21 protein-coding genes and 1 pseudogene are annotated in these 22,982 nt (G+C 65.4%); 3 read left to right on the top strand and 19 right to left on the bottom strand.

The window, feature by feature from the left end:
- Positions 1–454 precede the first annotated feature (454 nt).
- From AC07PT_RS18500 to AC07PT_RS18475, 6 genes are all read right to left on the bottom strand, one after another.
- On the bottom strand, positions 455–1,981 hold the full coding sequence (locus AC07PT_RS18500; protein WP_494657654.1) for a metallophosphoesterase: 1,527 nt from the start codon (positions 1,979–1,981) through the stop codon (positions 455–457).
- 64 nt (positions 1,982–2,045) lie between these two features.
- Complete coding sequence (locus AC07PT_RS18495; RefSeq protein ID WP_492345791.1) at positions 2,046–3,899, bottom strand: putative bifunctional diguanylate cyclase/phosphodiesterase; 1,854 nt, start codon at positions 3,897–3,899, stop codon at positions 2,046–2,048.
- Positions 3,900–4,093: 194 nt separating this feature from the next.
- On the bottom strand, positions 4,094–4,279 hold the full coding sequence (locus AC07PT_RS18490) for an oxidoreductase-like domain-containing protein (protein ID WP_492345790.1): 186 nt from the start codon (positions 4,277–4,279) through the stop codon (positions 4,094–4,096).
- Positions 4,280–4,322: 43 nt separating this feature from the next.
- A complete protein-coding gene (locus AC07PT_RS18485; RefSeq protein WP_492345789.1) occupies positions 4,323–5,504 on the bottom strand; it encodes a multidrug effflux MFS transporter in 1,182 nt (393 codons plus the stop codon).
- Positions 5,497–5,973, bottom strand: a complete 477-nt coding sequence (locus tag AC07PT_RS18480) for a MarR family winged helix-turn-helix transcriptional regulator (RefSeq protein WP_492345788.1) — start codon at positions 5,971–5,973, stop codon at positions 5,497–5,499. Before AC07PT_RS18480 ends, AC07PT_RS18485 begins: the two co-directional genes overlap by 8 nt.
- Before the next feature lie 174 nt (positions 5,974–6,147).
- Positions 6,148–6,963 (bottom strand): polyprenyl synthetase family protein, encoded by an 816-nt coding sequence (locus tag AC07PT_RS18475; protein WP_494657653.1) that lies wholly within the window; start codon positions 6,961–6,963, stop codon positions 6,148–6,150.
- A 455-nt stretch (positions 6,964–7,418) separates the two neighbouring features.
- Between AC07PT_RS18475 and AC07PT_RS18470 the strand changes: the two genes are divergently transcribed.
- Positions 7,419–8,330 carry a TauD/TfdA dioxygenase family protein gene (locus AC07PT_RS18470; protein WP_494657652.1) on the top strand — a complete coding sequence of 304 codons (912 nt, stop codon included), beginning with the start codon at positions 7,419–7,421 and terminating at the stop codon, positions 8,328–8,330.
- Between the two features lie 21 nt (positions 8,331–8,351).
- Here AC07PT_RS18470 and AC07PT_RS18465 read toward each other — a convergent pair whose 3' ends face one another.
- The 10 genes and pseudogenes from AC07PT_RS18465 to AC07PT_RS18420 form a co-directional block, all read right to left on the bottom strand.
- Positions 8,352–8,615 carry a VF530 family protein gene (locus tag AC07PT_RS18465; RefSeq protein ID WP_494657651.1) on the bottom strand — a complete coding sequence of 88 codons (264 nt, stop codon included), beginning with the start codon at positions 8,613–8,615 and terminating at the stop codon, positions 8,352–8,354.
- 459 nt (positions 8,616–9,074) lie between these two features.
- Positions 9,075–9,725 (bottom strand): IPTL-CTERM sorting domain-containing protein, encoded by a 651-nt coding sequence (locus AC07PT_RS18460; RefSeq protein WP_494657650.1) that lies wholly within the window; start codon positions 9,723–9,725, stop codon positions 9,075–9,077.
- Positions 9,726–10,433: 708 nt separating this feature from the next.
- Positions 10,434–10,643: pseudogene (locus AC07PT_RS18455) on the bottom strand (benzoate/H(+) symporter BenE family transporter); the annotation flags it as partial.
- 451 nt (positions 10,644–11,094) lie between these two features.
- Positions 11,095–12,168 carry an ABC transporter substrate-binding protein gene (locus AC07PT_RS18450; RefSeq protein WP_494657649.1) on the bottom strand — a complete coding sequence of 358 codons (1,074 nt, stop codon included), beginning with the start codon at positions 12,166–12,168 and terminating at the stop codon, positions 11,095–11,097.
- Positions 12,169–12,225: 57 nt separating this feature from the next.
- The gene (locus AC07PT_RS18445; RefSeq protein ID WP_494657648.1) at positions 12,226–13,365 is read right to left on the bottom strand and encodes an NAD(P)/FAD-dependent oxidoreductase; all 1,140 of its coding nucleotides are present in this window, start codon (positions 13,363–13,365) and stop codon (positions 12,226–12,228) included.
- A complete protein-coding gene (locus AC07PT_RS18440; RefSeq protein WP_494657647.1) occupies positions 13,365–14,798 on the bottom strand; it encodes an FAD/NAD(P)-dependent oxidoreductase in 1,434 nt (477 codons plus the stop codon). Before AC07PT_RS18440 ends, AC07PT_RS18445 begins: the two co-directional genes overlap by 1 nt.
- Positions 14,795–15,118 carry a (2Fe-2S)-binding protein gene (locus AC07PT_RS18435; protein WP_494657646.1) on the bottom strand — a complete coding sequence of 108 codons (324 nt, stop codon included), beginning with the start codon at positions 15,116–15,118 and terminating at the stop codon, positions 14,795–14,797. Before AC07PT_RS18435 ends, AC07PT_RS18440 begins: the two co-directional genes overlap by 4 nt.
- A complete protein-coding gene (locus AC07PT_RS18430; RefSeq protein ID WP_494657645.1) occupies positions 15,115–15,951 on the bottom strand; it encodes an ABC transporter permease in 837 nt (278 codons plus the stop codon). Before AC07PT_RS18430 ends, AC07PT_RS18435 begins: the two co-directional genes overlap by 4 nt.
- Before the next feature lie 7 nt (positions 15,952–15,958).
- Positions 15,959–16,807, bottom strand: coding sequence for an ABC transporter permease (locus AC07PT_RS18425; protein ID WP_492345778.1), 849 nt, complete (start codon positions 16,805–16,807; stop codon positions 15,959–15,961).
- Positions 16,804–17,895 (bottom strand): ABC transporter ATP-binding protein, encoded by a 1,092-nt coding sequence (locus AC07PT_RS18420; RefSeq protein ID WP_494657644.1) that lies wholly within the window; start codon positions 17,893–17,895, stop codon positions 16,804–16,806. The genes AC07PT_RS18425 and AC07PT_RS18420 overlap by 4 nt, the downstream gene beginning before the upstream one ends.
- A gap of 205 nt (positions 17,896–18,100) precedes the next feature.
- Between AC07PT_RS18420 and AC07PT_RS18415 the strand changes: the two genes are divergently transcribed.
- Both AC07PT_RS18415 and amaB read left to right on the top strand, forming a co-directional pair.
- Positions 18,101–18,952: an IclR family transcriptional regulator gene (locus AC07PT_RS18415; protein ID WP_492345776.1), complete on the top strand. Its 852-nt coding sequence runs from the start codon at positions 18,101–18,103 to the stop codon at positions 18,950–18,952.
- Between the two features lie 233 nt (positions 18,953–19,185).
- Positions 19,186–20,676: an L-piperidine-6-carboxylate dehydrogenase gene (amaB, locus tag AC07PT_RS18410; RefSeq protein ID WP_492346158.1), complete on the top strand. Its 1,491-nt coding sequence runs from the start codon at positions 19,186–19,188 to the stop codon at positions 20,674–20,676.
- A 30-nt stretch (positions 20,677–20,706) separates the two neighbouring features.
- Here the strand turns inward: amaB and AC07PT_RS18405 are convergent, their stop codons facing one another.
- The 3 genes from AC07PT_RS18405 to AC07PT_RS18395 all read right to left on the bottom strand — a co-directional run bounded on the left by AC07PT_RS18405 (position 20,707) and on the right by AC07PT_RS18395 (position 22,793).
- Positions 20,707–21,030, bottom strand: coding sequence for a DUF2845 domain-containing protein (locus AC07PT_RS18405; protein WP_494657643.1), 324 nt, complete (start codon positions 21,028–21,030; stop codon positions 20,707–20,709).
- A gap of 68 nt (positions 21,031–21,098) precedes the next feature.
- Positions 21,099–21,686, bottom strand: a complete 588-nt coding sequence (locus AC07PT_RS18400; RefSeq protein ID WP_494657642.1) for an outer membrane lipoprotein — start codon at positions 21,684–21,686, stop codon at positions 21,099–21,101.
- Positions 21,687–21,863: 177 nt separating this feature from the next.
- Complete coding sequence (locus AC07PT_RS18395; protein WP_494657641.1) at positions 21,864–22,793, bottom strand: LysR family transcriptional regulator; 930 nt, start codon at positions 22,791–22,793, stop codon at positions 21,864–21,866.
- Positions 22,794–22,982: the final 189 nt, after the last annotated feature.

Here is a 22,982-nt window from a genome sequence, read left to right as displayed (position 1 = left end):
ACCCCCCCCCCCCCCCCCCCCCCCAGGTAGGGGGCCAGCAGTTGCGGGTCATCCCGGAAGGGCTGCGGCCAGGCCGCACTGCGCAGCAACTCGGGGTCGGCCTCGAGTGACACGTTGGCATTGATCAGGGAGGTGCCGCCCAGGCCGTTGCCCACCATGGCCAGCATGTCGGCATGCACGTGCAGCTGGTAGAGCCCGGTGGGCGAGCCGAGGGTCTGGCCGGCGGTGTCCACCCGCATGGCCTCCCGGGCCTGGTTGAGCGAGGCTGGAAACTCGCCGGGCAGGTGTTCCAGCCCACGCTCCAGCAAGGCGACCTTGCGGCCAGCGCGTGCCAGCCGTGAGGCGGCCACGCCGGCACCATAGCCCGAGCCGACCACCACAACCTCGTACGACGGCCGGAGCAGTGTCTGGCCCTGGCCCAGACACTGACCCATGTCCTGGGCGATTCTGCGCATCATGACCGGGCTCCTTTCTGGTAGGGGTGGGCCATGGAGCGGGCGTTCAGCGCCGCCGCGGCCAGGGCTTCGAGCTTGTCGCGCGCGCAACTTGAGAAGACCGCCCAGTCGGCCTCGGTGGCGGCCACCGCGGCCTGCAAGGCGCTCAGCAAGGGGTTGTGCCGGTCGCGAAAGTTCTGCAGGCCTTCGGCCCGCACGGGCGCCATGTGATCGGCCACGGGGTCGTTGAACAGGCGCAGCGCGGCCACGTCCATGGCCTCGTTGATGAACACTGCCGAAGCCCCCTGGGTGAAGGTCATGGTGGGTTGGTCCAGCACCCAGCCGCCGGTGTTGTAGACGGCCACCGGCTGGTTCAGGCCCTCGATCACCACTTCTTGCTGAAACGGCTTGTGGGTGTGGCCGTAGACGAATGACAGATCAAAGTCGGGCAATGCCTGGACCGCGGCCGGGTCGGAGCGCAGGGCCGCTTGCAGGTCATGAAGCGCCGGCCCGCTGATGAAGGCGCGCAGGTTCTTCAGGTCGTCGGGCGGCAATAGGTCGAGAAAGTTGTTGCGCTGGCCCTGGGCGTTGCGGGTCAGGGTGAGTTCGATCAGGGCCCCGACCAACTGGCGCAGCGTGATGCCCTGGTACAGCGGCATGCTGCCGCTGAAGCCGAGTTGGGTGGCCACCTGGTCCAGCAACCGCTCGCGGAACTGGTCGGCATAGGCGTGCGAGGCCCCGGCGTTGTTCATGATCTGGTACAGCGAGAAGGCTTCGCGCCCGGTATCGCCGGCGCTGCCCAGGTCGGACCACAGAAAATCGACCCAGGCGCCGTTTTCCTGCTCCAGTGTCTCGGCGCTCAACTCGCCCATCGACTGGCCGGACATCAGGCCGTTGATGGTGCTCATCAGCCGGTAGGTCGGGTCGATGTAGTGGCCGTGGTGCAGCACCACGCCGCGCTTTCGGTCGGGCGTGATCAGGCAGAGGTTGGGGTAGGCGATGTGCACTCGGGCCAGGGGCTCGTCGGGCAGGTGCCGGCGCAGGATGGCGGTCAGCATGTCGCAGGGAATCTCGGAACCTGGTGGCCGGTCGCGGTACTCGGAGTGGTCGATCAGGTCGTCATGGGTCTGGCCTTGGCGCAGGGCGTCGACAAACAGGGTGTCCTGGGCCATGCGCCACAGGTGGTGATCATGGTTGCCGGGCACCAACAGCACCGTGGGGGACAGCACGGGCGCCTGGCCCGGGGGGAACAAGGCCTCGACGAACTGGGCGAACACGCGCGCCACCTGGCCCATTGGCGAGATGCCCAGGTCCAGGATGTCGCCCAGCAGGACCAGGGTGGGCGGTGTTGGGCTTTGGCCCTGACCTTGGCCCTGGGCCGCCTGGGCCAGGTGGCGCAGGGTGCGCCTCAGCGACGAAGCGAAATGCAGCAACGTGGGGCTGGGGTGCCCGGCATCGAATTCGCCGGCAGCATTGAGCTGCGTGAGGGTGCTGTCCGGGGCCCCGAGGTGGAGATCCGACAGGCAGACGTAGCGCACAGGGGTCATGGGCAAGTTCGCTCCTGAATCTGAAGGCCGCAATCGGTTTGATGGGGGCTGGCTGCGGTGGGGCTCAGAGCCCGGGCGGAATCACCGGCTCGTTCAGTTGCCGCCAGTCCCAGAACGCTTCCACAGGCATGGCCTTGGTGACATACCAGCCTTGCACGTACTCGCAGCCCAGGCGTTTCACGATGGCCCACTCTTCGGCGGTTTCCACCCCCTCGGCCACGATGCTCAGGCCCATGCGGTGGGCCAGCGTGCAGATCGAGTCGAGCAGCACCTCGGCCGAGCTGCCCACCTGCACGCCCTTGACGAAGGATCGGTCCACCTTGAGTTCCTGAACCGGCATCTTCTGCAGGTAGGCCAGTGACGAGTAGCCGGTGCCAAAGTCATCGATGGACAGGCTGAAACCTGCCTGGCGCAAGGCATGCAGGTGCTTGAGCGCGGTGTCCGGGTCGTCCATCACGCTGCTTTCCGTCACTTCAAAGCGGATGTCCTGCGGGTTGGCATTCAGGCGGGCCGCCAGTTCCTGGGCCTGGCGGCCAAGGCGGTCATCGCGCAGGTCGCTGGCACTGATGTTGACCGAGATCTGGATCGGCCGCCCCGAGGCGCGCTGCTGTGCGCAGACCAGCAGGGCCTTCTTGAGCATCCACTCGGTCAGCATGCGGATGCTGCCTGTCTGTTCGGCAAAGGGAATGAACTCGCTGGGCGGCACCAGCCCGCGTTCAGGGTGCCGCCAGCGGATCAGGGCCTCTGCCGACTCGATGCTGCCGTCGGCGATGCGCACCTTGGGTTGCAGGTGCATTTCGAGCTGGTTCTGGGTCACCGCGTCCTTGAGCTTGGACAGCAGGCTCAGGTCGGCGCGGGAGCTCAACTCCATGCTGTCCGAAAACGTCAGCCAGTCGGCGTTGACCCGTTGCGCTGCATGGGTGGCAATGGCCGCGGCCCGGATCAGGTGCTGCATGCTCTGCCCGTGCCTGGGCGCCACCGCCACGCCCACGGTGAAGCTGATGTCCACCGGCTCGCCGAGCACGTTCAGGGGGTCGGCAAACCGGGCGTGAACCTGCTCGATCAGTGAACTGGTCTCGGCATTGCTGGAGGTCAGCAGGCAGAACTGGGAGGCATGCAGCCGCCCCACCTTGACCCCGGGGATGCTGTGCAGACGCCGGGCTGCCTCGATCAACACGGCATCGCCAAATTCATAGCCCAGCGCGTCGTTGATGGCCTTGAAGCGGTCCAGGTCCAGCACTAGGACCAATTGGTCATTGCCCTGGCGCAGGTTGGCATCGCCATCGGCACGGATGCCTTCGCGGTTGGGCAACTGAGTCAGGCTGTCTGTGATGGCTTTCTGGTGCTCGAACTCAGACCGCTGCTGGCGCTCCATCATCCGGCACACGTTGAGCAGCAAGACACCGCCGAAGAACAGGCTGGCCGCCAGGGTCAGCAAGGCGTGGAGCTGAACATGCCCCTGCCACGCATACAGCACGGAACCCAGGCTCAGGATCAGAAAAACACCATAGATGCGCGGCCTGGCCGACAACACCGTGACCGAGACGGCCGCCCAACCCACCACCAGGGCCGACAGCAAGGCCAGGTCGACAATGCTCAGGGAGCCCGAGAACAAGGGCAGGCAAGACACCGCCAGGGTACCCGTGACCGTGTTGATGGCTGCCATGGTGTTCAGCGTGTCTGGTGTAGGGCCCTGCCGGCGCAGGTGCATGTGGTAATACCACTGCCGCAACAGGTAACCACCGGCCACCACCGCATACCAGCTGCCGTAGGCAGCCCAGCCCACCTGCTCCACCAGGGTGAAGCCAAACAGGCCGCACAGGCACAACGCTGCCAAGGTACCCAAACGGGATTGAGAGACCAGGATTTCGACTCGTCTCACCGTCAGGTCGTCGGCAACATCGCGCAAAATCGGCATGGATCAGTCAGATTTCGTATTTGGCGCGTTCAGGCCTCGTCTTCGTCGGAGGACGGGTCTGAACTGCTGTTACTTAATGTAACCAAAATGCAGATCAGCGTGTGATTTTCCCGGTTTGCTTTCCTTCAGGCGAACACGGGGGCTTGCACGTGCTGCAAATCTGCCACAAGTGCGTGCCCAGGGCGCGTCCGGTTTCAGGCCTGTGGGGGCTGTGGCTGGCGCGCCTGCCAGGCCCGCAGAGCCTGACGGTAATCGTCCATGGCCAGATCGTGCAGGTCAAAAATGCAGGGGTCACAGCCATTGCCGCAGCAAGCCTCGAGTTCAGGCTGCACGGGCGGGGTGGGCATGGGATCGTTGCTGGGGGGCTGTGGGCTGGGCATGGTGCCATTTTCGCGCAGGCCTGCGGCCCTTGCCGGCGCAGGGTCAGCGCTGCGGCCGGCCCAGCGCATCCCGAAAACCCAGCTGGCTGACGATGCTGGCCACGATCAGCACCGTGGCCATGGCCAGGGCGGGGTCGTGCCCCAACCCCACGGCTGCGGTGCACAAGGCACCCACCATCATCTGAATGGCGCCGTACAGCCCGGCGGCCGAGCCCACCAGGTCAGGGTGCACGCTCAGAGTGCGGGTCAGCGCCGCAGGGCTGGTCATGCCGGCGCCTACGTTGAACATCAGCAGCAGGGCCAGCACCAGCCACCATTGCAAAAGGCCGGCCAGCAGCACGGCCAACAGCAGCACGGCGCTGGCCAGGCTGAGCGCATTGGCGCGCAACATCAGGTGCTCCACACTCACGCGGCCGATCAGCCTGCTGGCCAGGGCGTTGCCCAGTGAGAGCCCGGCCACCAGCAGGCCCAGGTACAGAGCCACTTCGTGCGGTGGCCGGTGCATCTCTTGCACAAAGATGAAGGGCGCCGAGGCCAGAAACGCATAAATCGAAGTGGTGGCACAGCCGCCGCCGATGGCCAGGGCCATGTAGGGGCGTGAACTGAGCAGCCGCCCGTAGTCGCGCTGCAGCTTGGCTGGACGGAATTGCCCGCTGGGCTCGCCGGTCTCGGGCAGGATGCGCCAGGTCAGCAACAGGTTGAGCAGGCCCAGCCCGATCAGCAGCACAAAGATGAAGCGCCAGCCCAGCCAGTCGCTCACCGTCTGGCCCAGCAGCGGGGCCAGGCCGGGGCCGATCATGGTGATGAGGTTGATCATGGCCAGGCGCCGCACCGATTGCGTCATGCCTGAGCTGTCGCGCACGATCGCCCGGCCCAGCACCAGACCAGCGCAGCCGCCCAGGGCCTGCACAAAGCGTGCGGCCGCCAGCAGGCGGACATCCGGGGCCCAAAGCGACAGCAGCCCCCCCAGCGTGAACAGGGCCAGACCCACCATCAGCACCGGTCGGCGCCCGTAACTGTCGGACAGGGGCCCGTAGATGGGCTGGCCCACGGCCAGGCCCAGGATGTACAGGCTGATCGTCAGCTGAATGGGGCCTGGTTCGGCGTTCAGGCTGAGGGCCGCCTGGGGCAGGGCGGGCACGAAGATGTGCATGGCCACCGTGCCGCTGAACGTGATCAGCACCAGCAGCCACAAGGGGGGCAGGGGGCGGTGCACGTCAGGCATCCTCGGCGGTTTCAGCGGCCTCGCCCCCATCGAGCGCGGCCAGGGTGCTCAACACCTGCTCCAGCACCTGCACGGCCGTGTTCAGGGCGCTGTCGTCAATGCCGGCCAGCAGGGTGGCGCGCACTTGTTCGGTCTGGCGCCCGACCTGAGCGACGATGGCCTGGCCTGCCGGTGTCACGTGCAGGATCTTGGCACGTCGGTCTTCGCCCTCGCGGCGCTCGATCAGGCCGGTGGCTTGTAGCTCGTCCAGCAGGCGCACCACGGACGAGGTGTCCAGTGAGAGCAGGGCAGCCAGGTCCTTTTGGCGCATGGGCTGGCTGGCACGCGCCACATGCCACAGCGGGAGCCAGGTGGCTTCGGTCAGGCCGAGGGGTTGCAATTGGCGATTGATGGCCCGGCGCCATTGGCGTGCCGTGGAAGACACCAAGGCACCGAACACGGCACGTGCCGGCTTGTCGGATGAAGGCATGAAGTGCTGCCATGGCAGCGCGATGGGCCCCGCGCCACCTTGGGCAGGCCGGTTCGCGCAGGCCGGGCATCTCACAAAATGATTGGGATGCCAATTATATGTTTGTCACTCAAAACCCGCCGGAGGGCAATGACGTGACCCAGGGCGCAGCGTGGGAGGCCCTTGGCCTGCCGTTCAAGCCAGCGCGCTGTCGGCCAGCAGTGCCTGCTGGCAGGGCGATTCGGGCAGCAGGCTGAGCCCTTGTTTGGCCTGGTTCAGTGCCGCCTGCGCCCGCGCCAGGGCGGCGGCCAGGGCGGCTTGGGTCAGTCGGGCCGGGCGGCCGGGGGGCGCCAGATCAGGCCGGCTTTCGCGGTTCAGTTGCCACACCAGGCCCCAGCTTTGGCCATAGGCAGCCAGGGCGGCTTCAACCTCGGGCGGGGCACCGGCCAGAATGGCGGCGCAGCGTGCCCCGGCCTCGAACAGCGAGGCCGTCCGGGCCTGGGTGATGCGCTGGTGCCGGTCACCGGCGTCATCCGACTGAGCTGGGGGATCCGGGGTCTGGTAGGTCTGCTGGTACATCACCGAGCCCTCGGCCACCTGGTTGGTGGCATCTGCCAGCACGCGCAGTACGCGCATGTCGCCCAACTCCACAATGGCCCGGAAGGCCCCGGTGTAGAGCAGATCGCCCAGCAGCACGCTCGGTGCATTGCCCAGGCCGGCAGGGGCCTCTTCGGCGGGCAGGTCTACCTCATGGTGCAGGGCCAGTGCGGCGTGGATCAGTTCGACGGCTGCCGCCAGCACCTGCTGGCGTGCCCCTCGGTCTCCCAAGGCCTGGGCACAGACCAGCGCCAGGGCAGGGCGTACGCGCTGTTCGGGTGATTGGGCGATGTGCCGTGCCGCATAGGCAATCAAGGCCACATCGGTGTTGAGACGTTGCTGGATCAGCGTGCCGACCTGAGCCAGGTCGGCATCGATCAGGGCAAAAAATGAACTCGGGATGAGGGCGTGCATGGTGACGGGTTTGGCAGGGGGAAGGCGAGCTCAGCGGCCTTGGGATGGCTGTCAGCCGCCCTGCTCCGGCGCAGGGTTTGCCGGCGAGTGTAGGTGAACTCACCGGGCCCGCCGCGCAGACAGGTGCAATGACCCGTTACAACGGGCCAGAGGCGATGCCGAAAGCATGGGCGCGGCGCGGGGGCGCAGGGGTCTGGGCACAGCCCAGCCATAGAGCGGGGAATGGGCCCTTGATCAGCGACAAGGCTCGGGTGCTCGGGCGCAGCGCGTCTTTTGCGATTTCTCAAGCTTTCAAGATCTGGCCGGAATCACTTTTTCTTATCTGAAATGGGTCGAAGTTCGATGCAGGCGCGGCGCTAGATTCGGCTCGAACCGGGGGTAGGCAGCGCATGCAAAGGCCCGCTGTGCTCCGGTGATCCATCCCTGTTGAACCATTTCCAGACCGAGCAAACACCATGAGCTTCTACCAAGACTTCAACGACAAGCAGGCCATCGAAGCCTGGCATGCACTGCCCCGCGCACCCTACAAGACCTTCAAGCTGACGCGCCTGGCACCCACGATCGGTGCCGAGATCCAGGGTGTGGACCTGTCACGCGACCTGCCTGACGAGCAGTTGGCCGAGATCCGCCGCGCCATCGGCGAGAACCTGGTGCTGGCCTTCCGCGGGCAGACCTTGGATTTGGCGTCGCACAAGCGCTTTGCACGCCGCTTTGGCACGTTGCACCGCCATTTGTTGGCCAAGAGTCGCGCCGTGGCCGGCGGCACCGACGACCCCGAGGTGCTGGCCTGGCGCACCGGGCCGCAGTCGCGCTTCACCGCCGGCGACGCCTGGCACCACGATGTGTCGTGCGATGCCAACCCCATCTGGGGTTCTTTTTTGCATGTCACGCGCCTGCCCGAGTCGGGGGGCGGCGACACGGCCTTTGCCAACCTGGTGCTGGCCTATGAGTCGCTGTCGGCGCCCTACAAGGCCTTTCTTGACGGCTTGACCGCGGTGCACGATGGCTCGACCGCCTGGACGGCCGGCTACGGCAGCCAACCCGAGCCCGGCAAGGCCTTTCCGGCCACCGAGCACCCAGTGGTGGCGCGCCATCCCTTCACCGGGCAGAAGTTCCTGTACGTGAACGAGGCCTTCACCTCACACATCGTGCAGCTCAGCCGCCACGAGAGCCAGTCTGTGTTGCAGCAACTGTACCGCCACATCGAGCGCAACCTGGCCTTCCAGGTGCGTGTGAAGTGGGAACCCGGCACCCTGTTGTTCTGGGACAACTGGGCCACCCAGCACCATGCCGTGTGGGATTACTTTCCGGAAGAGCGCTGGGGCGAGCGTGTGTCGGCCTATCTGGACCACGGCCCCGAGGCTTGATTGAGGGGGTGCCGCAGCGCCTCAGTCGCCAGTTTGACCGGCGCGGCGCTGCTCACGCAGCATGAACAGGTAAAGGCTTTCGACCTTTTCACGCGCCCAGGGCGTCTTGCGCAAAAAGGTCAGGCTCGACTTGACGCTGGGGTTGAGCGCAAAGCAGCGGATGGGCACCAGGTGGGCCAACTCGTCCCAGCCGTAAAAATCGACCAGCGCGGTGACGATGGCCTCCAGGGTCAGCCCATGCAAGGGGTTGTGGCGCTGGGCTGGAGGGGCAGGGGGCGTGGACATGGTGAGGTCTGGGCGGGTGAGGCGGGGCTGGCGAGCTTAACTCATGCCTGGCAGGGTGCCCAGATCCGGTCACCCAACATCTTGGGGCCGGTGCCCTGAGAAATTCTGCTGGGTGCAAACCGTGAGCCGAAGACGTCGTTCTGTCGTCGTGGAGGGGCTTCCGCTTGCCCTGGGGGGCTTGAAGCCCGTCCGGGCCTCTTGCAAAAAAATGGAGTTGAGGTGATGCCGCGCACGCGCTTTTGCCGCGGTGAGGGCCCGGTGATCAAGCCAAGTCGGCAGGCTATCTCGCCGTTTTGACGGATGCACATCTGGGTGTAACTCAGCGTGAGGGGCTGTAGATGTCCGAGCCCGTTGAGGGTGCGACACATCTCGATGGCCTGCAACCCCACCGCTCAGACTGCCCGTCGACGGGCAGAAAGAAAATGACAGCCCGTCTTCAGATCAAGATGATTTTCAGGTTCAGGCAATCGAGGATTTGTTTGGGTTTGATCGAGGCGCCAGATTTTTCCGTTTGAAAAAGAGGAGGGCCATCAGACAGGAGAGAACCGCCATGCCATATTCGGAGAGTGTCGGGATGGAAGAAGCTGCAGCAGCGATGACGACATTGAAATTACTCAGCGCCGTGGCGTTTGAAATCACCGCACCTGTGTTGGCATCGTAGTCGGACAGCGATTGCAAAGAATAGGTCCCGGGTGTGCTGGGGTTGGTCACATTGTGAATCGTGATGGTGTACGTTCCTGCACCCATGACATGGGAGGTGCCGGGGTTGGTGTTGGCGACGTACAAAGAACCTCCCGCGCTCAATGCGCATCGTGGCGTGACGGGAGGGACGGGTGAAAAATTGACCGCATTCACAGCACAGTTTGCTTCGGTTGCGTAGGTACTGCCTGTGGTCATCCCTGCAGGCAATTGCAGCGAAACATACCAACCACCGTTTGGAGCCCCGCCAAAATTGGCGTCTGTCGTTGTGAATGTGATCGTCACGTCACCTACACCGCTGGCAGCGCTGCTGGTGCTGCTGAACCCCGTGAGCGCTGTGGTGGCAAATGCAGAGGCACTGATCAAGGTGAAAAAGCCCGCAAACAGAGCACGATTAAAAGTTTTCTTCATGATTTATCTGCATCCAAGAGCTAATAAAAAATAACCATTGCTGATGGTTTTGATTCAGGGGTGTTTTTGATGGCGATTGACATGCAATTCCCCATCCACCTCAGCCAATCAAAGATTGGCGTGTGTTCAGAATTTAATGGTTCAATGCCGTTTAACACTATTCTTTTTAAGAGTCTGGCAGGTACTCGGAAAGACAGTGAAAATCGACGTTTGTCTGGACGGTAAGTTCGGTTGGTGATTTCTGGTGTGACTCATCACAAATGTGATCAGAGTGAGTTTTTACCAAAAGAAAACATCGTTGGCAACTTTTAGGGTGGAAAAAATTATTTCCCTTGTTGAATGTTCTGATTTGATCAATTTAAGTTCATCAGCGGAACAAATGGCGGAAAAGTACTTCAACGGTGTTGACGTATTCAAATCATCGGTCACCAAAAAACGGAATTAATCGGCTTCGGCCAGGTGGGGCCCCTCGATCGCCACATCTGACTGTGCATTGGTGGATCAGCCACTGCACCTCACCGCGAACAGGCAAATAAAGCCACCACAAGGACCCGCATTGCGATTGGGGTTTGACCCTCACCACAGCCAACGCCGTGTCGAGCGAACACCCCGTCGGGCCTTTGAAGCAGCACCTTTGCATGCCGTTGCCGTTTGCCCGTTTGCCCGTTTGCCGGGGGCGCAGGCCAGCGCGCTGGCAAGCAGCGCCACATGCGCCTCACGGCCTGTCGCAATCGCCGCCGTGATGGCGGCAATGTTGAAGGCATGCGAGCCAAACGGCGCCATCAACGGCGATCCCAGGCCTGGCGTTGCCACGACAGGGTTGGCGTTGGTCTTGAAGCCGTCGTTGCGCAGCACGAGCATGCCGGGCATGTACTGGCCCGTCAGCGTGATGAGGAACAGCGGCAACGCCAACTCCACGTTGATACGCGGATGAGCTGCAAGCAGCCGGCGGGGGCCGGGGTACGCGTCTCTGACAGACTACGAAATCAAGTCGGCCATCTTTTATTTGGCCAGCGCACGGCGTGGCTTGCCAACGCCTGTCAGAGGCGATCATTGGGGAAGTGGGTAGCGTACGGGTCGGCCAGGCACGCATTCTTGAACGGCTCCAATGGGTCTAGGCGTGTTGACGATGATGCTCGTTTGATCCAGGTCCCCTCTGGGATCAACCGATGGGCCGGCCCACAGGTTTGAAGCCTCGACCCATCGCGACCGAAGGTGTTCAGCGTTTCTGCAAGGCGTCATCTCCGGTGGCCGCGGAGGCCGGCACCCATGGGACATCGTCCCTTGGCGTGATTCGCGCTCATGGCCCGAGGCCTTGTAAGTCCTTGGGTCGCTGGAGCCCCGCCATGGCTCCAGTCACCCAGCTGTATCAACGCTCGATCGTCTTGTTCCACCGGCTGTTCCAGCCCGGGCGCTGTTCGTTGATGGCGTCCCAGTCCACGGTGATGGCGTTTTTCATGTAGCCGTTGATCAGCTTGACCTGTTCCACCCCATTGCCCACCACCGGTGCCTTGGGGTTGGTGGGGATCTGGTCGCCAAACTGCAGCACATTGGCCTGGGCCAGGGGCGACAGCAGGAACTCGGTCAGCTTCTGGGCCAGTTCGGGCTCGCTGTTCTTGGCGATCACGCACTGGGCCACCATCAGCACCACGGAGCCCTCTTTGGGCTGGGCGTATTCCACCGGAATGCCCTTGGCCTTGAGCCCGGCGACGGCGGTGGGGGTGAGGGGGAACAGCGCGGCCTCGCCGGTCTGCACCATTTCAGAGATCTTGGCCGAGCTGGGGATGTACTCGAGCACATTGGGGCCGATGGTGTTGGCCCAGGCTTTGAAGCCGGGTTCGACGTTTTTGTCGGTACCGCCCTGGATGCGGTTGAACATCAAGAAGCCGTGCAGCCCGAAGGTGGAGGATGGCATCGACTGGAACACCACCTTGCCCTTGTACTTGGGGTCGGCCAGGTCCATCCATGAGGTGGGCGCAGCCCAGCCCTTTTCGGTGAACATCTTCTTGTTGTAGGCCAGGCCGGTCATGCCCAGGCTCACGCCGGTGGCCATGTCGTTCTTCAGGCGGGCGGCGGGGTAGATGTCTTTCAGCACCGGGGTGTCACGCTGTTTCTCGCACAGGCCCATGTTGATGGCCCGCGCCATGATGCCGTCGTCTAGAAACATCACATGCATCTGGGGCTTGTCCTTGTTGGCCTGGGCCTTGGCCAGGATGTCGGACGAGGTGCCCGGCACCACCACCACCTTGGCGCCATAGGCCTTTTCGAAGGCCGGGAAGACGTACTGGGTGTAGGCCTTCTCCATCTGGCCCCCGTTCATGCCGATGTAAAGGGTTTTGGTGTCGGCCATGGCGTGGCTGCCCAAGGTGGCGGCGCACAGGGCGGCGCTGGCCCAGGCCAGGCGGCTGAAACGGCTTGCTTGCACAGAGGGGGTGGTTTTCATGCTGTGGTCCTTGTTGGCTGGTTGGGGGAAGGTCGGTGAATGAAAAGGCAGGGGTGATCAGGCCAGGGCCGCCGTGGCGGGCTGGAAACGGGCGATGTCAAAGCCCTCGAGCGGGGTGCTGCTGTGGCCTTGGTGCACCAGCTCGGCCAGCACCTCGCCGGCCGCCGGGCCGATCTGGAAACCGGCGCCGGCAAAGCCGAAGCCATGCCACAGGCCGCTGCGCTGGTGGCTGGGACCCAGCACGGGCTGGCGGTCGGGCAGGTAGCCCTCGGTGCCGCTCCAGGTACGGATGATGTGGGCGCCGCGCAGTGCGGGCAGCAGTTCGATGGCCTGCTGGGTCAGCTTGAGCAGGGCCTCACTGCTGCTGCGGGCGCGCTGGCCGTCCAGGGCCAGGCCCGAGCCGCCGCCCAACACAAAGTTGCCCCGCCGCACCTGGCGGCCATAGATGCCGCCGCCCTCCACGCCCAGGCTGACCGGGGCAAAAAAGGGCAGGGGCTCGGTCACAGCCATGGCTGGGTGGCCCGAAACCAGGGGCACAGGCTCGCCGAACTGGGCCGCCAACTGGCCTGCCCAGGCGCCGGCGCAGTTGATCACCTGGGGCGCGCGCAGACGCCAGTGGGTCTGCCCGTCGGGGCCGGCCTCGGCCACAAAGCGTTGGCCATCGTGGGCCAGTGCGATCAGTGGGGTGCGCTCCAGTACGCGGGCACCGGCGCGCTCGGCCGCCCGGGCAAAAGCCGGCGACACCAGGCGCGGGTTGGCTTGCCCGTCTTCGGGGCACAGCGAGCCGCCCACCGCCACCTCGCCCAGCCAGGGCCAGCGGCGATGTACCTCTGACCGGCCCAACACCTGCAGGCCCAGGTCAAATGCGGCGCTTTGCTCGCGATAGCGTTCCAGCGCGGCCAGATCGGCCTCGCTGCGGGCCAGTTTGAGGTGCCCGCTGCGCTGGTATTCGCCGTCGCTGCCGATCAGTTCGGGCAGGCGACCCCAGATGCCGTGGGCCCGCTGGGCCAAGGGCAATTGATTCATGGGCCGGCCCTGCCGCCGCACACCGCCAAAGTTGACACCGCTGGAGCGCGAGCCACACAGATCGCGTTCGATCAGCACCACCTGGCTGCCCATGCGGGCCAGCGCCAGCGCCGCCGAGCTGCCCACAATGCCGCCCCCCACCACCAGCACATCGCAATCAAGGGTCTGCATCAGTCGGTCTCCGGGGCTGGGTCTGGCCCAAGCTGGCTGGCCTGGGCCATCAGGGGCAGGGGTTTGATGGGGGCCTGGGCGCGCAGCCGGCCCACCTGTTCGATGGGCTGACCGCTGGCGTGGGCCAGGATCTCGGCGGCGGCCACGCCACACATGCGGCCCTGGCAACGGCCCATGCCGACGCGGCTGAGCGCCTTGAGGCGGTTCAACTCGGGGGCGCCGGTGTCTTTGACCTGCTGGCGCAACTCGCCTGCCGTGATGTTTTCGCAGCGGCACACCACCAGCTCATCGGGGGCGTGCGCCGCCCAATCGGTGGGGAAGGGGAAGGCGGTCTCCAGCCCCTGGCGGAAGCGTGCGATGCCGGCCAGCTTGGCGTCGAGCGCGCGGCTGCGCGGGCCCGGGGCCAAGCCCTGGCGGTCTTCCAACAGGGCCAGGGCGGCGCGCTCGCCAGCCCATTCGGCCGCATCAGCGCCCTGGATGCCGGCACCATCGCCGGCCAGGTACACGCCCGCCACGCTGCTGCGCCCGGCGGCGTCGCGCACCGGCAGGTGGGCCCGGTTCAGGGCGTTGAATTCAAAGCGGCAGTCCAGCAGATCGGCCAATTGGGTCTCCGAGCGCAGGGCATGGCCGAGGGCCAGACCGTCGGCTGCGGTGCTGTGCTCGCGGCCCTGGCGATCCTGCCAGCGCAGGCCTTCGACGCGCTCGCTGCCCAGTATCTGCAAAGGCCGCACGCCCCAGTGCACCGGCACCCCATGGGCCAGCAGCCAGGCCAGAAAGTACTGCCCCTTGGCCAGGGTGGCGGGCTGGTTCAGCAAGGCGGGCAGCGCGGCGATCTTGCCGGCCCAGCCGGCCGTGTCGAGCACCCCGGCCACCTGCACACCGTGGGCGCGGCCGGCCTTGGCGATCTGGTAGGCCACCAGGTAGAGCAGGGGGCCGGTACCGGTCAGCAGCACGCGCTGCCCGATGCTGCAGCCCTGGTATTTCAAGGCCACCTGGGCCCCGCCCAGGGTGTAGACGCCGGGCAGCGTCCAGCCTGGCAGGGGCAGTACGCGGTCGGTGGCGCCGGTGGCCACCACCAGTTGCGACCAGGCCAGGCGCTGGCTGCGCTCGCCTTGCAGCACGTCGAGCCAGCCCGGGCCAGCGTTCCACACCAATTGTTCGGGGCGGTAGTCCACCCGGGGCAGCAGCGCTTGCCAGGCCGCATGCACGGCGCGGGCGCGGCCGGCCTCGAAGCCATACAGGGCTTCGGGCGGGCGAGAGAACCCTGCCGGGGGCTGCCGGTAGATCTGGCCGCCGCCTCGTGCGGCTTCATCGATCAGGATCGGCCTCAGGCCATGGGCGACCAGGGTCTGGGCGGCGCGGATGCCGGCGGGGCCGGCGCCCACGATCACCACGGGGGCCTTGGGGTCGGGTTGAAGGCGAGGGGCGTTCACAGCGGGCTCTCCTCGGCATGGGTCAGCACGCTCAGACCAGGGCTGACCAGGGTGGTGCAGGCGCGCAGGCGCTGGCCTTCTGGCGTGCGCACCCAGCAGTCCTGGCAGGCACCCATCTGGCAGAAACCGGCTCGCGGCTGGCCGCTGAACTCGTTGTGGCGCAAGGAGGCCTGGTGCTGCAGGATGGCGGTCAGCACGGTGTCGCCGGCCAGGGCCTGCACGGGCTGGCCATCCACCTGCACGGTCAGCGGGGTGCGGCCGGTTTCGGCCACGCGGTGCAACAGGCCGGGGCCGCTCTTCTTCAGGGCATGGGGGTTCATCGGTGACCTCCGACCAGCACTTTGTCGAGGCCGTAGAGGCGGTCCAGCACCAGCATGGCAATGGCGGTCAGCCCCACCATCAGGGCCGACACGGCCGCCATCAGCGGGTCGATGGATTCGGTGGCGTACATGTACATGCGCACCGGCAGCGTGACGGTGGACGGTGAGGTGACAAAGATCGACAACGTGACCTCATCAAAACTGTTGATGAAGGCCAGCAGCCAGCCACCGCTCACCCCGGGCAGGATCATGGGCAGGGTGATGCGCACAAAACTGCGCCAGGGCGAGGCCCCCAGCGACAGCGCGGCCTGCTCGATGCTGCGGTCAAAGCCCACCAGCGAGGCCAGCACCAGGCGCAACACATAGGGCGTCACCACCAGGGCATGCGCGAGCAGCAGAAAGCCGAAGCTGCCCGCGGCACCCACCAGGCTGGACAGGCGCAGCAGGGCCACACCCAGCACCAGGTGGGGAATGATCAGCGGCGACAGGAACAGCGCGTTGATCAGCTCCCGGCCTCGAAAGGTGTAGCGCGTGAGCGCCAGGCCAGCGGGCACGGCCAGCACGGTGGACAGCGTGGCCGAGCCCAGGGCCAGCCACAGGCTGTTCCAGAACGAGGCCACAAAGTCGGGGTGCTCGAACACGGCCTTGAACCAACGCAGCGACAGGCCGTGGCGGGGCAGGGTCAGGGTGTTCTCGGGCGTGAAGGCGACCACACAGACGATCAGCAGCGGGGCCAGCATGAAGCTGACCACCAGGGCGTTGAACAGCAGGGCCAGGGGGCCATTTTTGCCCGGGATGCGCCCGGAGGCATTGAGGTTTGCAGTGGTACTCATGGCGGATTCACCCCAAGGCTTTCTGGTAACGGCGCTCAACCAGTCGGTTGTAGCTCAGCATCACGATCAGGTTGGCCACGAGCAGGGTCAGGGCCACCGCCGCGCCCTGGGGCCAGTTCAGTTCGTGCAGGTATTCGTCGTAGACGATGGTGGCCACCATCTTGAGCCGCCGCCCGCCCAGCAGGCCCGGGATGGCGAACGAGCTGGCCGACAGGCCGAACACGATCAGACTGCCCGACAGGATGCCGGGCATCACCTGGGGCAGCACGATGCGGCGCACGATGGTGAAGGGACTGGCCTGCAACGAGGCGGCGGCATGCTCCACGCTGGGGTCGAGCTTTTGCAGCGAGGTCCAGACCGGGATCACCATGAAGGGCAGCATCACATGCACCAGGGCGATCACCACGGCCGCCTCGGTGTACAGCAGCTTGACGCGGCCCAGGCCCAGGGCCATCAAGGCTTGGTTGACCAGGCCTTCAGGGCCCAGCAGCATCGACCAGCCAAAGGCCCGCACCACCACCGACACCAGCAGCGGCGCCAGCACCACCAGCAACAGGATCGAGCGCCAGGGGCTGCCCATGCGGCTCAGCACATAGGCCTGGGGCGCGCCCACGGCCATGCAGATCAGGGTGGTCAGCCCCGCCATCCAGAAGGTGCGCCAGAAAATGCCCAGGTAATAGCTGTCGCTGAACAGGTGGGCGTAATGGGCCAGGGTGTACTCACCCTCTTTCACGCCGGTGGCGTAGTCAAAGCCGTTGAACGAGAGCACGGCGGTCAGCAACAGCGGCGTGACCAGCAGCGTGGCGAACAGACACAGCGCGGGCCCGCTGAGCAGCCAGGGGACGGGCTTTTTCATGCCATGGCCTCAGTGGCTGTCAGCGCGGCGGCGGCGCCCGAGGCTTCCAGCACCCGGGTCACATGCAGTGGCCAGTCGATGCCTGCGTCAGCGCCCACGGCCAGGGGGCTGCCACCATCGTTGGGCGCCAGCAGCAGCAATTCCCCCAGGGCGCTGTTCAGTCGGTACATCCACTGGCTGCCCAGAAAGAAGCGCTCCAGCACCTTGGCGCCCAGCCGGCCTTGGCCGGGCGCGCACAGGCGCAGCTTTTCGGGGCGCAGGCCCACCAGCACGCCGGTGCCCGGCGTCTGGCGCAGGCCCGGCACCGCCAGTTGCAAGGGGCCCAGGCTGATCTCAGGGCCGTGCTCGCCGGCCACCACCTGGGCCGGAATCAGATTGGCCTTGCCCACAAAGGTGGCAATGAAGCGGTTGCCCGGGTGCTCGTACACCGCTTCGGGGTGGTCGACCTGGGTGATGCGCCCAGCCTCCATCACCACCACCCGGTCGCTCACGGACAGGGCCTCCGACTGGTCGTGGGTGACCATCACCGTGGTGGTGCCCACCTGGCGCTGGATGCGGCGCAGCTCGAACTGCATCTCTTCGCGCAGCTTGGCGTCCAGATTGGACAGGGGCTCGTCGAGCAGCAGCACTGGCGGGCGGATCACCAGGGCACGCGCCAGCGCCACGCGCTGGCGCTGCCCGCCCGACAACTGGCGCGGGTAGCGTAGGCCATGCTGGTCCAGCCGCACCAGGGCCAGGGCTTCGGCGACGCGCTGATCGCGTTCGGCCTTGGGGCAGTGCCGCATCTCCAGGCCAAAGCCCACGTTCTCGGCCACAGTCATGTGCGGAAACAGGGCGTAGGTCTGGAACACGATGCCCAGGCCGCGGCTGCTGGTCTTGGTGTGGGTGATGTCCTGGCCATCCAGCACGATGCGGCCGCTGCTGACCGCCTCGATGCCGGCAATCATCTGCAAGGTGGTGGTCTTGCCGCAGCCCGAAGGGCCGAGCAGCGAAACGAATTCGCCTTGCTCCACCTGCAGGTTCAGGTCACTCACGGCCCGGGTGGCGCCGTAGTTTTTGCACAGGTCGTGCAGTTGCAAAAAGGACATCGTGAAAGCCTTTCAGCAGATGCCCGGGGGCATCGGCGTCGATGAAGAGTGGAAGCTGGAAAGTCGCTCGTTCTTTTTTCAATCTATTGCAATACCCGGGCCCGAAACAATGGGATATTCCATTAAACAGAAGATATTTATAAAATATTCCGTTAAATGAAATAACTGGGGTTGAATGCCTCGGGTCCATTCCAACGAGGTGAAGATGGCAGAAGCAGAAACTGGCACCGGTGGTGTGCAACGCGTGTTTGCGGTGATCCGGGCGCTGAGCCGCGTGCCCCCGGAAGGTGCGCGGGTCACCCATTTGGCGCAGGCCGTGGGCCTGACCCAGGCCACCACGCACCGCTTGCTGCAGGCCCTGGTGGCCGAAGGCATGGTGGAGCAGGACGGCCGCAGCAAGCTGTACCGGCTGAGCGTCGATTTCTTTGCCCTGGCCGCACAGGCCGGCAACACGGGCGGGCTGCGCGCACTGTGCCGGCCGGCCCTGCTGCGCCTTTGCGCCAGCCTGGGCGACACACTTTTCCTGCTGGTGCGCAGCGGCTTTGACGCGGTGTGCCTGGACCGGGCCGAGGGGCCGTTTCCGATCCGCTCGTTCACGGGCGACATTGGTGGGCGGGTGGCCCTGGGGGTGGGCCAGGGGGCGCTGGCCATCCTGGCGTTTTTGCCCGAAGACGAACGCGAGGAGGTGATCCGCTTCAATTTGTCGCGGGTTCGCGAGTTCGGGGTGTATGACGAGGTCTACCTGCGCACCGAGGTCGAAAGGGTGCGCCAACTCGGCTATGCCGGGCGCAACACCGGCCTGCTCGATGGCATGGCCGGGGTGGCGGTGCCGGTGCTGGGGGCCGATGGCCGGGCCGTGGCTGCCCTCAGCGTGGGCACGATCGCCGACCGGCTCAACCCCGAGCGCTTGCCCACCGTGGTGGCCTTGCTGCAGCGTGAGGCGGCCCAGATCGGCCCGCGCATCAACCCTTTCGATCCGGTGTTGCGGCGCCCCTCACAAAGCCTGGCCGAGCCCTGGACACAGCCCGCAGAGCCCGATGCAGGGATCGCCTCATGATGCTGTCAGAGAATGATGAAACGCTAATCTGTGGGATGTTTGAGTAGACTTGATTCTGTTTGAACATCAAGTCTTTCGCAAACGTCGATAGGCAGGGGCGTTGGTTTGCGCGATAGTGCGGCCTTCCGAGCCTCACCCGAAAGACGTTCATGAGCAGCACCATCAGCCTGTCCTCCCCTTCCTCTCCGCTGTCCAGCGGATTTCCTCCGGCCCCCCAGGAACTGGACCGTTTGATGGGGGCCTTGGGCGTGGCACCCACCCAATACCGCCAGCCGGGCGGTTTGATCGTGCGCTCGCCGATCACGGGCGAGGTGATGGCCCAATTGCCGCTGCAACAGGCGGCTGAGGTGGCGGCTGTGATCGGGCAGGCCCAGCAGGCATTTCTGGCCTGGCGCGAAACCCCGGCCCCGCGCCGCGGCGAGCTGGTGCGGCTGATTGGAGAAGAACTGCGCACCCACAAGGCCCTGCTGGGCCAATTGGTCACCCTGGAGGTGGGCAAGAGCCCGTCCGAAGGTGAGGGCGAAGTGCAGGAGATGATCGACATCTGTGATTTCGCGGTAGGTTTGTCGCGCCAATTGCACGGCCTGACCATCGCCACCGAGCGCCCCGGCCATCGCATGATGGAAACCTGGCACCCGCTGGGGGTGTGCGGGGTGATTTCGGCCTTCAATTTTCCGGTGGCGGTGTGGTCGTGGAATGCCGCGCTGGCCCTGGTCTGCGGCAACTCGGTGGTCTGGAAGCCCTCCGAGAAAACACCGCTCACGGCGCTGGCCACCCAGGCCATTGTTCAGCGCGCCCTGAGCCGCTTCGGCACGGCCCCTGAAGGGCTGCTGCCCCTGCTGCTCGGTGAACGTGATGTGGGTGCCGCCCTGGTGGACGACCCCCGGGTGGCCCTGGTGTCGGCCACCGGATCTACCGCGATGGGGCGCGCCGTGGGCCCCAAGCTGGCGGCCCGATTTGCCCGCGCCATCCTGGAGCTGGGCGGCAACAACGCCGCCATCGTGGCCCCCAGCGCCGACCTGGACCTGGCCCTGCGCGGCATCGCCTTTGCGGCCATGGGCACCGCAGGCCAGCGTTGCACCACCTTGCGCCGGTTGTTTGTGCACGACTCGGTGTACGACGCCCTGGTGCCGCGCCTGATCAAGGCCTATGCCAGCGTGCGGGTGGGCGACCCGCGTGAAGACGGCGTGCTGGTCGGCCCGTTGATCGACGCGGCCGCACTGGGCGCCATGCAGCAGGCGCTGCAGCAGGCTCGCGAACTGGGCGCCGTGGTGCACGGCGGCGAGCGGGTGTTGACCGAGGCTGGCGAGTCGGCCTGTTACGCCCGCCCCGCGCTGGTGGAAATGCCGGCCCAAAGCGGCCCCATGCTGCATGAAACCTTTGCCCCCATCCTGTACGTGCAGCGCTACACCGATCTGGACGAAGCGATTGCGCTGAACAACGCAGTGGGTGCGGGCCTGTCGTCGTCGATCTTCACGCTGGACCTGCGCGAGGCCGAGCGCTTCATGTCGGCCGTGGGCTCGGACTGTGGCATTGCCAACGTCAACATCGGCCCCAGCGGCGCCGAGATCGGTGGCGCTTTTGGCGGCGAGAAAGAAACCGGCGGTGGCCGCGAAGCCGGCTCGGACAGTTGGAAGGCCTACATGCGCCGGGCCACCAACACCATCAACTATTCGCGCGAGCTGCCGCTGGCCCAGGGTGTGAAGTTCGACGTGGAGGGTTGATCCAGGTCGGGCGGTCGAGCCTGGCCTGGGCTAGCGGGCCCGGTCGCCGTAGCGCACTTCCTTGAGGGCGCCGCTCTCGAAGCGCAACACGGTCATGAACTGCCCATAGCCCGGGTTGTAGAGCAGTTCTTCCACCTTTTCGCAGCTGCCGGCCGCACTCTGGGCCGGGGCGCGCGCCGGGTCGGTGGGCTTGCAAAAGCTGTCAGTGGCCAGGGGCTGGCCGCATTTCTGCAGCACATCGAGCTTGCTCATGCCGAGCTGGGTGAAGTCGTTGCCGCATTTCAGCGATTGAGCGGCTGCCAGCAAAGGCAAGGCAGCCAGCAATGAGCCTGCGAAAAGTGCTGTGGTTTTCATGGGCAGATCAATTGGACCGAGGGGGGCATGATGGCGACACCTACCCCGCGTATCGTCAATGACGGGTGTCAGGGCCGCACAATCGATTTATTCGATTTTTTGACGGCGTCACCCACCTTGAAGCCCGGGTCGTTCTGGAACTCATAACGCTGGGTGCTGTTGCCGTTGAATCGCACGGCAACCACCCAGATCTTGTGGCTCTTGACCTTTTTCTCGACTTCGCGGCCCGCATAGGCGCCCCCTGCAGCACCCGCCACGGTGGCCAGGTCTTTGCCAAAGCCGCCACCCACCTGATGGCCCAGCACCGCACCGGCCACGCCGCCCGCGATCAGGCCCAAGGCGCTGCCTTCGCCCTCACGCTCGACCTGACTGACTGAACTCACCGTGCCGCAATCGGCACAGCCCGCCGGGCCCGCGTGCTCGGGCGCCGTGACAGGCTGGCTGGCTTTGAGGGTGGCCAGGGCCTGGTTGTATTCGGTCTTGGCGTCGCGCTTGCATTGCATGCGGCTGTCGGCGCTGGTTTCGCTGGCGCAGATTTGCAAGTCTTGCTTGTAACGATTCTTGGCTTGTTGCGTGTCGGCGGGGGCCTGGGCCTGAGCCGCCGAGGCCCAGGCCATGGCGCTCAACATGAAAGGCAGCAAAAGGGATGGGCGCATGATGACCTCACAAAATGATTTTTATCTTACGCTTACATGATTGTTACTATCAATTTTGAATGTAACAGTGAGTAGGGCTGTTCACGGTTTGGCGCCCCCCCTGAAGGCTGCTGGCGTGGGATGCCTCCGGCCATGCTGGTGCGTCGGGATTTCAAGCCTCACCGATCGCGGCATGCGTCAAAGCAACCAGGGGTCCAGTTCTGGGTCACCAAACTCGGTCTGCAGAAACTCCAGCAAGGCCTGGACCTTGCGGGGCACGTGTTTCCGCCCGGCGTAGCCGGCCCATACCTGCCATCGGTCTCCTATCCATTGCGGCAACACGCGTACCAAGGCCCCGCTGCGGATGTAGGGCTGGGCATGAACCGACAGCATGCCGACCAGTCCCAGGCCCTGCAAGGCTGCGTGGTAGAGCGCTTCCGAGCTGTTGGAGTGGAACTTGGCCGGCCCGGGGCGGAATTCGTAATGCTGGGGGGCGGCCGGTTCGGACGAAGCCAGCAGAAAGGAATGGGGCAGGTCCTTGCCTGAGGGCAGCAAGCACTCGTGGTGCACCAGATCCGAGGGGTGTTCAGGTGCCGGATGGGTCTTCAGGTAGTGCGGCGAGGCGCACATCACACCGGTGGTGGTGCCCAGCTTGCGGGCCACGAAATCACCGTCCGGCAGGCCGTTGCGCGAGAACAGCACAGTCAGGTCTGACTCGAGGTCGGGCGACTCCAGCAACCGATCGCTGGTGTTGATCTCAACTTCGAGTTTGGGGTACAGGCGCTGCAGGCGAGAGACTCGCGGGATCAACTGGGCCGCGGCAAAGTCCAGAGACGAGCGCACCTTCAGCACCCCGCTGGGCAGGCGGCCGCTGGTGCTCACCTCGTCATTCGCGGCATCCAGTGCATCGATCACCGGGCGGATGCGGGCTGCGTAGAGTTCTCCGGCCTCGGTCAGTGACGAGGTCCGCGTGGTGCGCTGCAGCAGCCGGGTGTTGAGGGTCTTCTCCAGGTCCTGGATCAGTCGCGTGACCTTGGCGGGCGAGGTATCAAGTGCTCGCGCTGCGGCGGCAAAGCCGCCCAGGTCGATGACGGCCAGCAGGGCACGCAGAGAGTCGAGTTGGTTCATGGCGATCGTTGGGTGAGCGGCTTGGGCTCACCCAGGCTGCCTGGTCTATTGTGGCCCGTCAGAGGTGGCCGTGCCGAGCGTTTGCACCGGCTCGCGTTGCGGGTGCAGGCGCGAAGTCTCCGCGGCCCCATCTGAGGTCAGCCAACCAGTATGGCGCTGTGGTGCGGCCTGGGTTTGCAGGGGCCATGG

The organism is Curvibacter sp. GW821-FHT09D12, from assembly GCF_059416245.1.
This window is presented reverse-complemented; position numbering and strand designations above follow the sequence as displayed.